Source organism: Endozoicomonas sp. (assembly GCF_051008435.1).
Lineage (GTDB): Bacteria > Pseudomonadota > Gammaproteobacteria > Pseudomonadales > Endozoicomonadaceae > Endozoicomonas_A.
Genome location: NZ_JBPCXO010000147.1, coordinates 19,603 through 32,253 on the forward strand (window position 1 = coordinate 19,603; position 12,651 = coordinate 32,253).

General features: G+C 47.7%; 8 protein-coding genes and 1 pseudogene. 2 read left to right on the forward strand and 7 right to left on the reverse strand.

The features are described from left to right. Positions 1-80 precede the first annotated feature (80 nt). Positions 81-3,047: a hypothetical protein gene (locus tag ACR2PX_RS07140; RefSeq protein ID WP_433998665.1), complete on the reverse strand. Its 2,967-nt coding sequence runs from the start codon at positions 3,045-3,047 to the stop codon at positions 81-83. Between the two features lie 254 nt (positions 3,048-3,301). Further along, positions 3,302-4,504, reverse strand: coding sequence for a hypothetical protein (locus ACR2PX_RS07145; RefSeq protein ID WP_433998666.1), 1,203 nt, complete (start codon positions 4,502-4,504; stop codon positions 3,302-3,304). Positions 4,505-4,623: 119 nt separating this feature from the next. On the opposite strand from ACR2PX_RS07145, the gene mfd reads away from it, so the two are divergent. Beyond that, a complete protein-coding gene (mfd, locus tag ACR2PX_RS07150; protein ID WP_433998667.1) occupies positions 4,624-8,082 on the forward strand; it encodes a transcription-repair coupling factor in 3,459 nt (1,152 codons plus the stop codon). A gap of 77 nt (positions 8,083-8,159) precedes the next feature. Then, positions 8,160-9,230, forward strand: a complete 1,071-nt coding sequence (locus ACR2PX_RS07155) for a CsiV family protein (RefSeq protein ID WP_433998668.1) — start codon at positions 8,160-8,162, stop codon at positions 9,228-9,230. 21 nt (positions 9,231-9,251) lie between these two features. Here the strand turns inward: ACR2PX_RS07155 and ACR2PX_RS07160 are convergent, their stop codons facing one another. From ACR2PX_RS07160 to ACR2PX_RS07180, 5 genes and pseudogenes are all read right to left on the reverse strand, one after another. Next, complete coding sequence (locus ACR2PX_RS07160; protein ID WP_433998669.1) at positions 9,252-9,683, reverse strand: ATP-binding protein; 432 nt, start codon at positions 9,681-9,683, stop codon at positions 9,252-9,254. Between the two features lies 1 nt (position 9,684). Beyond that, entirely contained in the window at positions 9,685-10,017 is a 333-nt protein-coding gene (locus ACR2PX_RS07165) for an STAS domain-containing protein (protein ID WP_433998670.1), read from the reverse strand. A 16-nt stretch (positions 10,018-10,033) separates the two neighbouring features. Then, positions 10,034-11,227 carry a PP2C family protein-serine/threonine phosphatase gene (locus ACR2PX_RS07170; RefSeq protein ID WP_433998671.1) on the reverse strand — a complete coding sequence of 398 codons (1,194 nt, stop codon included), beginning with the start codon at positions 11,225-11,227 and terminating at the stop codon, positions 10,034-10,036. Positions 11,228-11,275: 48 nt separating this feature from the next. After that, the gene (locus ACR2PX_RS07175; protein ID WP_433998672.1) at positions 11,276-12,343 is read right to left on the reverse strand and encodes a mechanosensitive ion channel family protein; all 1,068 of its coding nucleotides are present in this window, start codon (positions 12,341-12,343) and stop codon (positions 11,276-11,278) included. Between the two features lie 189 nt (positions 12,344-12,532). Further along, positions 12,533-12,651: pseudogene (locus tag ACR2PX_RS07180) on the reverse strand (IS701 family transposase); the annotation flags it as partial.

The following is a 12,651-nucleotide window of genomic DNA, read 5'->3' on the forward strand; positions in this document are numbered from 1 at the left end:
CAACAAACTTTAACAACCCTTTCTATAATTCACCTAACCAGAAGAAAGTAACTCGTTGATATATTAGAACTAGCTGACCGTTATCTTTTGATGGCTACAGGCCTCAATGCATCCAAAATCAGATCAATTCTTCGCTTGTCTCCGCTATAATCAACTACTAACGACACACGTCGCTTTCTCATAGCAGCTTTAAGTAATCTATTCACCGCGTAGCGTCGTATGACACCTGCCTTTTTCACATGCACAACGGGATCTTGCAACTCAACCCCTCTTCTTGACCGGATCGTTGTGACTTCGAGATCAACACTCCTTGAGCCAATCAGAAGCTTCCAGAACCAGGAAATTTTTCCTAACAGGTTATCGAGATTGGTTTGCAGCTCAAAGACCGCTTTAGGTTTATTGTCCTTATCGAGAATAAAGCTGGGTTTGATGCCTTCAGTCGATCTCAGTTCCTCGGCCGTTATGGTCTCCAGTTTTTCGATGGATACATTGACGGCATCCTTTTCGAAATCAGTTACATCTTCTGGAACCGAATCCATGAGCGGTGCTGGGTTGACGGCTTCTAAAGAAAGCTCATCAACGTTCAGGGAATCTTGTTCAGTGTCCAATACAGAAGTGGGTATTACCATTGGCTCTGCAGTAATTTCAGCTTCAAGCAACGAAGTGACTGAAATCTCGGGCACCAATATTTCCGACATCAGTTCCTCCGTTAGAGGAAGGTCCTGAACACTGGTGGTATCGCTCGCCTGATCAACTTCTATGCCAGAATCACTTCGTGATAGTGGAGAGGCTGTAGCATCTTCTTCTGGCAGATTAAGCGTCTCTGGCACATGCGGAGTACGAACTTCGCCTTTAGCCCCCATGACACTCATGGCAAGAAAGTGCATCAGTTTTTTGAATTCCGGACTTTCCGGCTTGAACAGCTTACCCATAAGCTGCTCATAACTGTCCGACTCAACCTTTCCACCCAGTAATTGACTGGCTGCATCACTGAGAACGTCTTTATCCGTCTCAAAATCTTCACTAGAGAACGTCTCTTCACCATCACGGGTCATTGAGACATCATCAAAATTAAGATGCAGTAACTCTTCCAGTTTGAGTTCCTGGGTCTTCTTACCATGGGTCATGTGGTCAGTAGACGGCCAGATTTCACTCATTAACTCATTGAGCTTTTGAATGCGTCGAACATCCAGAGGAAAATCAAGCTTCAGTGTATCTCTTATAAAAGTCCCCAGCGGAGGTTCGATTGTTATTTTGAGCCCTTTTAACGTGACGGGAGTATCCCGTGTTTCCGAGGTCAGATCGTTTTCAAAAGCCAGCCTGGCTTTCATCTCGGGCACAGAAACGGTCAAGGCTCCTGACTCATCCAGATCGACCCCCGTGATACTCGCTTCCATCCCGACAACATCAAGATGCGCCATCGCACCCAATGGTATTCTCTGAAGTGGGCATTTCAATACAACGGGGCTGGCCTCTGTGGCTTTACTTTCTGCTTCCCGTAATGCCAGTAAAACATGACTGAGGTTGGTATAACCTTCGACCCATTCATTACGGTCGCTCTTGCGCCACTTTTCATTCACCAACATCCGTTTTTGGAAAACATCTCCAGCATCTCTGTATTCAACAAGAGACTGATGAGCCCTGCTCATTTCATCTTTCAGCTGACTCAACTTATTGCTGAGCATTTCACGTAAAATCGACTTGTCACGTAACATCGACTTGTTATCTTGATCAGACAAAGTGCCCAAGTCAGCTTCCATCTGACTGGCAAGACCTTCAAGCCTGCTGATTCGTTTTTCTCTTCTTTGAATTTCCAGATTCAATGTAGAACTGCCAGCCTTCATACTGGTCTTCAGTTTGTCATCGGCCATATCCTTATAGCTACTGACTACAGGGGTGAGCAGATGGAGAATAATATCGATACCCTGCCGACTGAGAATATTGTGAACCTGTTCAGCTTCTTCATCGTCAATATTCAGTGCGGAAATTTCAAAATCAATGAAGTCGCGGATATCCGGCTTTTTACCGTTGAGATCACCCAGGGCTTTTTGAGCTCTTTTCTCAAAGTCAGCGGTCATTCCTTTTAAACGGAAAGGAAGCTTCACCAAAGAGCATTTCATCAGTTGGTCCACCAATTCAGCCAGTGGCTCTTTGACGGTCACTTTCAATCCACCACTAAATCTGACCGGACCGGTAACATCGCCATTTTTATTCAACGCAGTACACTTTGCACTGCATTCAGCAACGATCAAGGTGACAGACCCGTCTTTATTCCGCTGAAATTGCTCAATAGCAATACTCATGTCCTGCAGAGAGACCGAGTAGTGCCCCTGATCTTCCATTTTCAGATCACCCAGGTGCATGATGCTTACTTTACCTTGAGAATCTGACGCAGGATCAGGCTGATAAACATTGCGCATACCGCCTACGACTTTGGCTCCTGCATGAACACCGGCTTTTGTCAGAGCCCGGCTCTGCTCTGTTTGATGACTAAACTGTTCCAGCTGATTGCCAAGCAGTTCCTTTTGCGCCGCATACCAGGGCTCTTTTGCCTCTAGCTCGGCAAGTTCCCGATGCAGAGCTTCAGCAGAATCCAACAGTGTCTGATACTCCCTGATCTGCTTTGGATTCATAGCTCTGTCCAGTAACCCCCTTAATGCCTCCAGCTTTTTGTTGATTCGACTCAGTTCTTTGGCGGCAGCCGGTATTCTTTTTACCCCTTGTGCCTGCCTGGCTTTTAAGTTCTCGATTCCTTTCTTCATAGAACCACGAGTTTTGCTGGTCGACACATCCATTCCAGCTAAAGCCATGGGCGTCAGTACACTCGCAAGAGTACTGACTGCGCCGCCTGACAAAGGCTTTGGCGTAATTCCACGTTGTTTAAGGGTTTGGAATGTATTTTCTGAAGGGGTTTGCGAAAGGCTATTGACCAGCCCCTGTTGCTCAGCGACCTGCCGGTAGTTATGACTGCCTGCCTCAGCCCTGACATCGTCTTGAAGGGCTGATGGACTCAGTGCTCTCGAGTTTCCTGTAGGTTCCGTCTGCATGGGAATTCATATTCGAGTTTCTATTGATATTAACTATAGAAAACTGCTGGAAAGCCAGATTACCCTAGGAGCCTGTCGGACTTATGCTTTCGAGCATAAATTTCAGTAGAACGAGTCGAATTATTCGATGGATTCGTGAGAATAGTTGACCTACTTAATCGAATTCATCGAATAATTGGGCCGTTCTTTCTGGAATTTAGGCCGAAATAGTCTTAAGTCCGACAGGCTCCTAGATGACCGACAATCACTCAGCCTCAGGGACTAGTTGGAAAATAGCCGGGAACCAATGATTCCAGTAAAGCCATCAGTTGTTCTGCCCCCTGACTGCTGTCACTGATCACTTTGCCGTCCATCTCCAGTGACTGCACACTCAACTCTTTAACCCCCAGAGTTTCCATCGTTTTATTAATGGAGTCCGCCTGTTCACCCAGTTTTTCATATTCCCTGGACAGGGCCAGCATTTTGCTGGGCAATTTATGGAATCCGCAGGTCATCAATTCACTCAGCTGGTCGCTCAGAGGGGGATCAACAGTTATGCGAGCACCACTGAGTTTCACAGGCCCCAGCGACTGGTTTCCGACGACTACATCACTGGCTGTGCACTCATCCAGAGCCAGTGTCAGACTGCCATCGGAATGTTGACTGAACTCACTGATGACTACTTTCATGTCTTTGGCCGACAGCTCTGTACGACCATTTTCAGACACACGGAGATTACCCAGATCCAGCTCGAAACCTTTACCTTGAAAGCCCTGTTCACGAGTTTCCTGATAAACCTTTCTTAAACCACCCAACAGTTTCGAGCCAGCCGCCATCCCAGAGCGCATTGATCCGGCGTGCTCTTCCTGCAGATTGGCCTGCATTTCAGCCAGCTTTACCTGCTCTTTCATACCTTCCAATTGACCAGCCACCTGAGGTTTTCGTTGTGTCAGAGTATCCAGTTTCTCCTTCTTCATCGCCGTTTTTGTCTGCAGCTCACTGTATTCCTGCAACCGTGCCGGACTCATATCTCTGCGATCCGTTCTGATCTGTTCAAGCTTCTTTTCAAGCTTATGGATCTCACGTTTAAGAGAAGCGGTTTTTTTATTGATACCGGATAATTCTTTTTGCAAAGCCGCATTCTCACCCTTCACTTTTTTGAGATGACGCTGGCTTGAAAAGGTCATGCCTTTTTCGACCAGAGGGGATGCAACTTTGGAAACCGCTGATAAAAATCCTTTATGACTGACTTTGACCGGTTCTGCCTTTCGGCTCAGTAACGACGTGTCCGAAGGCGCCCCAGAATTCTGAAAACCTGAAACCCGGTTAGGCTCTGACGGTCTGTGCTGTACTTTGCGATGATTGCAGGAGCCTTCCTGCTGTGACACAGCAGGTTGGTAAACGGAGGCGCTTGAGCCTGTCTGGCTGGCTGATTGAATCGGCATTGAGTGAGTCAGAATAATTGTTCCTACTAACACTATATGACATTCAAAATAAACAGACCGAAGGATGATCGTTGTAGGCGCTATTTCATGGTATATAGCGCCCTGAACAGCTACAATGGCCGGTCTAGCGTATCCAGGACAAGTCACCTTTCATGTCGCAGGCCAACTTGAACTCATCCTCTTTTCAGCTTCCAGAGACTCCGGGGCATAAAACCTTCTGGGGTCAGTTGAGTCAATCCTCCAGTTCTTATGCCATTGCCAGTGCCGCACGGTCTACCCGTCGTCCACTGCTGGTTATTACCCCGAATTCAGCTCAGGCCAATGCGCTTAAAGAAGAGCTGAAGTTCTTTCTGGAAGATGATAAGTCGACAAAAATCCTGCACTTCCCGGATTGGGAGATTCTGCCATACGATGCTTTTTCTCCCCACCAGGACATTATCTCTCAGCGACTGGAAACCCTGTATCGCCTGCCCCGCAGTGAAAAAACAATACTGATCATCTCTGTTTCCACCTTACTGCACCGATTGTGTCCAAGAGAGTACCTTGAATCCAACTGTCTGGTGTTGAAACGGGGCGAAACCTTTGTTCTTGAACATAAAAGAAAGCAGCTTGAACAGGCCGGTTACCGCTGTGTTGAAACCGTGTTTGAACACGGTGAGTTTGCGATCAGAGGGTCGCTCATGGACATTTTCCCCATGGGCTCATACACCCCTTATCGAATTGACCTGTTTGATAACGAGATAGACACCCTGCGGGTCTTCGATCCGGAAACTCAGCGCTCCATTGATCAGGTTGATCATATTGAACTGCTGCCTGGCCACGAATTTCCAATGGATAAAGCTTCCAGGGATCGTTTTCGCAGCCAGTTCAGAGAAACTTTTGATGTTGATCACCGTGAGTGCCCTGTCTATCAGGACATTGGTGAGGGCATGGCAAGCCCGGGGATTGAGTACTACCTTCCTCTGTTTTTCAAGCAGACAGCGACCCTGTTTGATCATCTGTCGACACAAACCACCATCATTCAATGCGAGGGTGTCCAGGAAGCGATTGAGCAATTCTGGCAGGACCTGACTGATCGCTATGAAAACCGGAAGGTTGATCCTAACCGACCGTTATTACCACCCGCTCAGGTACTGATGCCTTCAGAAGAGATTAATCGGGCGCTGAAGCAGTATCCACGCATTGTGCTCTCAGCCGGGAGGGTTGAAACCTCCGGAAGCTTTAACCTTGATCACCAGCCATTACCCGAGCTGACGCTGAACGCCCGAGCCGATCACCCTCTGCAACCGCTTGAAGCACTGATTGAATCAGGCTCCAGAATTCTTCTGGTTGCTGAAAGTGCGGGTCGCCGTGAAGTACTTCTGGAAATGCTGGCACAGTCGGATATACGCCCGAATGTCTTTAACAGCTGGGCCATTTTCCTGAGCCGGAAGGAGACGCTCGGTATTACCGTAGGATCTCTGGAGTCCGGATTATTTCTCAGTGATCAGAATATCGCTTTGATACCAGAGTCATTACTGTTGGGCCAGAGGGTCATGCAGCGACGACGTCGGAAAGGGACAACAGAGGCTGAGACCGATCAGACCATTCGGAACCTGACCGAGCTTCGGGAAGGCGCTCCAGTGGTTCATATTGATCACGGTGTAGGACGTTATCGTGGCCTTCAAACCCTTTCAGTGGATGACCAGGTAACCGAATTCCTGACTCTGGAATACGCTAACGAAGCCAAACTTTATATTCCCGTCGCTTCACTCCACCTGATTGCACGCTACACAGGGACCGACGATGAACTGGCTCCATTACACCGGCTCGGCAGCGAACAGTGGACCAAAGCACGTCGCAAGGCAGCTGAGAAAGCCCGGGATGCGGCAGCCGAACTGCTGGATATCTATGCCCGGCGCGAAGCCAGAAAAGGTTTTGCTTTCTCAGCACCGGATCAGCAATATCATGCCTTCAGTGCTGGCTTTCCTTTTGAAGAAACCCCGGATCAGCAGCAAGCCATTGTCAATGTCATCAAAGACATGTCTGAAGGCAAACCCATGGATAGACTGGTCTGTGGCGATGTAGGCTTTGGTAAAACAGAAGTGGCCATGAGAGCTGCTTTCCTGGCGGTTCAAAGTGGCAAGCAGGTGGCTATCCTCGTACCCACTACTCTGCTCGCACAGCAGCACTATGAAAGCTTTCGTGACCGCTTCGCTGACTGGCCCGTTGAAATTGACGTAGCTTCACGCTTTAAGTCAACAAAGCAGATTCAGGGACTCAAGGAGAAGGTCACTGAGGGTAAACTGGATATCATCATTGGTACCCATAAACTGATCCAGGGTGATTTCAAATTCAAGAACCTTGGCCTGCTGATCATTGATGAAGAGCACCGTTTTGGCGTAAGGCATAAAGAAATGCTGAAATCGATGCGCTCTGAAGTCGATATTCTGACCCTGACCGCGACTCCGATTCCACGGACACTCAATATGGCCATGTCCGGCATCAGGGATCTTTCCATCATTGCCACTCCACCCGCCCGCCGCCTCTCGGTTAAAACCTTTGTTCGACAAAGTGACAAGCTGCTGGTCAAAGAAGCGATTCTGCGTGAGCTATTAAGAGGTGGGCAGGTTTATTACCTGCACAACGAAGTGTCCAGCATTGACAAAGCAGCAGCTGACCTGCAGGAACTGATTCCAGAAGCCCGAATCGCAGTCGGTCATGGCCAGATGCGTGAGCGAGAACTCGAACAGGTGATGTCAGACTTCTATCACAAGCGACATAACATCCTGATCTGCACCACCATTATTGAAACCGGCATTGATATCCCGAATGCCAACACCATTATCATTCACCGGTCGGACAAGTTTGGCTTGGCTCAGTTACACCAGTTAAGAGGTCGGGTCGGACGTTCACACCACCAGGCTTATGCTTATCTGCTGACACCTTCACCCAAATCAATGACCAAAGACGCCCTGAAAAGACTGGATGCGATTGCCGAGGCACAAGATCTGGGAGCTGGCTTTATGCTGGCCTCCAATGATCTTGAAATTCGGGGAGCGGGTGAGTTGCTAGGTGAAGATCAAAGTGGTCAGATACAAAATGTTGGTTTCACACTCTATACCGAAATGCTTGAGAAAGCCGTTGAAGCCATTCGTAAGGGAGAGACTCCGGACCTGGACAAACCTCTTCAGCAAGGCAGCGATGTTAATCTGCGCCTGCCTGCCCTGCTGCCAGAAGACTATATCCATGACGTCCATAATCGACTGATCTTGTACAAACGTATTGCAGCGGCCAGTAATGACGAAGATCTGAAAAACCTTCAGGTTGAGCTGATTGACCGATTTGGATTACTGCCTGAACAAACTAAAAACCTGTTCCGCCAGACCCGACTCAGATTAAAAGCAGAAAACATGGGGATTGTTAAAATCGATGCAGGCGCTGGCAGTGCCCGGATAGAGTTCAACAGTCAGCCAGAGATTGATCCCATAGCGATTATTCAGCTGATTCAGTCAGAGCCACACCTATACAGACTGGAAGGCAGCAGCGTGTTGAAGTACAGTGGCTCCATGGAAAAAGCCGAAGCACGATTCAAGCTCCTCGAGCAATTACTGGATCGACTGGCCGCATAGCCGGACTTGAGCATCAGAAGCAGCCTCTAGAGGGCTGCTTTACAGCCTTAAGCTTATAAAACTGTTTACGTAATTGAATGATCACATTTTCGAAGTCCACCACTCAGAAACCTCAAGAACCGCATGCAGCGGTGGATCATACTGATGACCAGCGAGGCGCTGAATTGAGCAGGGATTTTATGAACAGCCTTGAGCTAACTACAAACAGCCTTGAGCCACATACAAACAGCCTTGAGCGAAAAGTACTCTTTACCAGACTACAGAGAGTCCTGGCTACCCTGCTCCTGAGCACAGCACCTATCACCGTGATGGCCAATACTGCTGATAAGGATACCGCTCAAAAGAGTGATATACGTTGGTATCAGGCAGATATGATCGTTTTCCTGAACGAACAGAGCATGAATGGCAGCGAGAAATGGCCTGATATCGGTGCCCACCCATTACCTGCCAAAACAATCAAGCTCAAATCCTATAACGCCTCGGGAAATAACCAAGACCCTTCTTCTGACCTGACGAACTTTCTGGATCAGTCAGAAAAAAAATCCGCTATTGATCTGGAGCGGGATCCTTTTGTCTCACTGCCCTACCCATCGCAGTTATTGCAGAAAGAAAGCAGTACCTTGTCCAGAAATGGCAGCTACCGGATACTGGAGCAGAAAGCATGGCTGATACCCATCAAGAAAGGTCAAAGCACTCAGCCGGTCAGAATCCGCTCTTACAATACACAAAGTAAAATGCCCAGCATGCTGGAAGGTACTGTCACCGTAAGCTCCAGCCGCTTTCTGCACGTCAATGTTAATTTCTGGTACAGCGAACTGTCCTGGGAAGGTCTGGCGAAAAACATGGGCGATTTTCAATCGTCTTCAGAGTCTCAGCAGAAACCTTTAGTGAATAAAGATCTGCAACTGGTGACTGCACCGGGCGGGCAACCTATGAGAATCTCGCGAAACTTCCAATTGCAGGAAAGCCGCAGAATACGAAACAGCAAGCAGGTTCAATATCTGGACAGCCCGGTCATTGGCGTTCTGTTCAAACTAACGCCTTACGAGAGACCCGAACAGCCACTCCTGCCTGAAATGGAGAGTGAGCCAGATAAAAGTCCTGAGCTGGGCATTCTACCCGGTATCGTCAACCAGAAAGACAGTTGAATATGAATGAAAAAAGAGCTGTCAGTGTCGCAGCTCTTTTTTCATAATAAAACTGTTCTTCCCTTCGTCTGTTTCATAGGAAACCTGATCCATCAGCTTGTTGACTATGTGCAAGCCACGGCCACTGCATAACCAGGTTTCTGGATGCTCGGGATCAACCGGTAATTCATCCCTATCCTGAATGACTTCATCCGGAATGCTTTGGCCCCAGTCACTGACAGCGATGTTCATCATGGTCTTGTCGAGATCAACACACACCTGCACGGGATGACCGGCTTCATTTTCATAAGCATGCTCAATGGCATTATTGACGATTTCTACCAGACAAAGCTCTAACCGGTTAATCTCCACTGGAGAGAGTGTTGTCATGGCACAAACGCCTCTGACCGCCATTGCAACCAAAGTTGTATTGGATAGCTGGCTATCTATTTCCAGCTTCAGTACCTGTGACATGTCAGCCCCCTTTCACAGCCTCGTCCACTGAACCATGGAGTTTGAATAATTTATCCATGGACGTAAGATCAAAAAGATCTTTTACCGCAGGCTGCGCAGAGGCAAGACTGAATGAGCCATTACCCGACAATTTCTTGAGACCTGCCACCAGTGCTCCCAGACCACTACTGTCCATAAAGCGCACTTCAGTAAGATCAACAACAATATCGGTTTTGCCATCTTCAATCAGACCAAATACATAAGTCTTGAACGCTTCTGAAACTGAAGCATCAAGTCGGGTCTCATCAATCTGAACCACCGTAATGTGGCCTTCCTCGTGGTGTTCAAACGCCATGCCTTCCTCCTGGCTATCAGGGTTTCCATTCCAGTAACAGGTAGGTTACATCGTCATCGAAACGGTCTAACTCACTCCAGTCTCTGACATTTTTCTCTACCTGGTCAATAACTGATTTTAAATCATCATTCAGAGTGTCCTGCAGACACTGTAGTAAACGGGCCTCTCCAAACTGTTCGCCATCAGCGTTTTCACACTCAGTCACGCCATCCGAATACAGAAACAGACGATCACCTGGCTGGAACTGCAAAGTGCAGGAGGTGTAGTCCATATCCGGCATCATACCAATCGGTACCCCCCCTCCTTCTACCGGCTCCACAGATCCCTTTTCACAACGAATCCAAAGTGGTGGTGGATGACCAGCCTGAGAAAGAACGACTTCACCCGTACGACTATTAATATGCCCATAAGCAATGGTGAAATAGAGCATCGACTCCGGTGTCACCTGAAATCGTTTATTCAGGGAAGCAAGGACTTTTTCAGGCGCCCTGACTTTGTAAAAGGGCTCCTGATCAAACGTTTCCTTAACGATGGAACCTCTGCCTGATGTTTCAGAAAGAATATTGTTCAGGGTAAAAGAGAACAGTGCTGATGGGATACCATGGCCGGCGACATCCAACTGATAGAATCCGAGCGTTTCACCGTCAATAGCCTGGTAACCGAACATATCACCACCCAGAATTTTACTGGGCTTGAAAAACCAATCAAAGGAGACATGCTGGATAGTTGCCGGTTGAGCCAGCAGAACTTCCTGAGCCTTGGCGGCTGATTCAAGATCTTTCTCTACGGTTTGAATGGCATGCACCAGCTGTTGATTCTGCTGTTCAAGTTGCTTCTCTAGTTCAATAATTCGAATCCCAGCATTAAGACGAGCACCCAGTTCATCAAAATTTACTGGCTTGCCAAGAAAATCGTCTGCCCCATGATTCATTCCCTCTACAACGGCTTTATGATCAGCATTGCCCGTGAGCAGGATAAAATAAATATAACGCCCAAGATCGGATTTTCTGGTCTGCTTCAGTAACTCCAGACCATCCATCTCAGGCATCATCCAGTCACTGATTATGATTCTGACTTCCTGATGCTCCTGTAAAATCTCAAGAGCTTCTTTGCCATTTTCCGCCTCAAGAACCGTATGCCCTTGCTTTTTCAGTACCACTGAAAGCATCAAACGCTGGTCACGGGCATCTTCAACAATAAGAATATTCATGTAGCCTTTATCGGCCTGCTGCCATTGGTTGTTAATTCACTCATACCATCATCTGTCGTGTAGATGCTTTGCAGACTCAACATTGGGTTCTTGCAGGACTCTCATCACCGGATAGGCAAATTCTGCACCCGCTTTTTCAACAGCGGATGCGATCAGCAGCATCACACTTTCCTGCACCCTGACAAAATCGACTCTTCCCTTGGGAATGACATGCACTCTGACCTGGCACTCCAGTGATGAGTCTCCATATTTGAGAAATCTTGCATAATGGGGCTCAGAACAATCCAGCTCAGGATGTTGAAGAAAGCCTGCAATGATGTGGTTCATAATGGCGGGAATTCTGTCCAGATTTTCATAACAGATGCCAAAGTTTTCAATGATCCGACGGTTACGCATTCTGGAAGGGTTTTCCAGCACAATACTGGTAAACACTGAGTTCGGAACAAATACAGGGCGACGGTCAAAATTTCTTATTTGAGTTAACCGCCAGCCAATATGCTCCACATGCCCTTCTATTTGCCGGTCTGGGGAGCGTACCCAGTCGCCTTCCTTGAAGGGCTTATCCAGCATCAGCATCAAACCACCAAAGAAGTTAGCCAACCAGTCACGGGCTGCCATGCCTACGATCAAGCCACCTACCCCACCAAAGGTCAGCAAGGCAGAAAGCGAATAACCCAGTTTTTGCGCAAGCACCAACACCGCCAGAACGATCAGCACTACATGAAAAAAACGAGATAAGGTTCTGGCTGAATCAAGATCCTTGGACTTAGCACCTGAAATAACAGCAATATGCGGTAATTGCCTGATTAATCTCAATAAAAGCCAGAGAGGAAATAACACGGAGGTAACTGTTTCTGCGATGGTCAGCCAGTCATGACCTTCGAGTTCGTCATGATCTATGAACCAATGCACCAGATAAAAAAGACAGAACAACCAGGGCAAGATTAACAGAGGCGGTCGAAGAGCTATTGCCAGACAGGCTCTTATTGATTGATTCTCAGATTTTGCCCAACGACTGAGCCAGAAGTGACTGATCCAGGAAGTAAACAGAGCTGCTACCGTTGCTGACAACAGATGTAAATGCCCCTCGCTCAGTAGCGTTTCACCCCAGAACATTGTCTGCCCCTCTCACTGGAAAGACTCAATGGCCAGGGCAACGCACATAAAAGCTTGCCCCTCCTTCTCTTTATATTCAGACCATTGAGATAATTCTTGAGGATATGAGGACGATTAACGTTAAATTGATTTCATCACCGGAGAGACGAAATCAACTTTTATCATTAGGTTCTGTTGACATAACTCATGTTACGCACCCTTCATCGACTGAAGTTCTTGGAACGATGATGTCAGCGCTGAAAGATAAAGCTTCGCTCGCAACTCAAAGTGGTTCAAATTGAGCTTGTTAGACAAAACCTCAAGACGAA

What these genes read in the sequence shown, in the direction of transcription:
- mfd (WP_433998667.1), top strand. Translation starts at nt 4,624, where the DNA reads ATGTCGCAGGCCAACTTGAACTCATCCTCTTTTCAGCTTCCAGAGACT.
- ACR2PX_RS07165 (WP_433998670.1), bottom strand. Translation starts at nt 10,017, where the DNA reads ATGGCGTTTGAACACCACGAGGAAGGCCACATTACGGTGGTTCAGATT.
- ACR2PX_RS07140 (WP_433998665.1), bottom strand. Translation starts at nt 3,047, where the DNA reads ATGCAGACGGAACCTACAGGAAACTCGAGAGCACTGAGTCCATCAGCC.
- ACR2PX_RS07175 (WP_433998672.1), bottom strand. Translation starts at nt 12,343, where the DNA reads ATGTTCTGGGGTGAAACGCTACTGAGCGAGGGGCATTTACATCTGTTG.
- ACR2PX_RS07170 (WP_433998671.1), bottom strand. Translation starts at nt 11,227, where the DNA reads ATGAATATTCTTATTGTTGAAGATGCCCGTGACCAGCGTTTGATGCTT.
- ACR2PX_RS07160 (WP_433998669.1), bottom strand. Translation starts at nt 9,683, where the DNA reads ATGTCACAGGTACTGAAGCTGGAAATAGATAGCCAGCTATCCAATACA.
- ACR2PX_RS07155 (WP_433998668.1), top strand. Translation starts at nt 8,160, where the DNA reads ATGATCACATTTTCGAAGTCCACCACTCAGAAACCTCAAGAACCGCAT.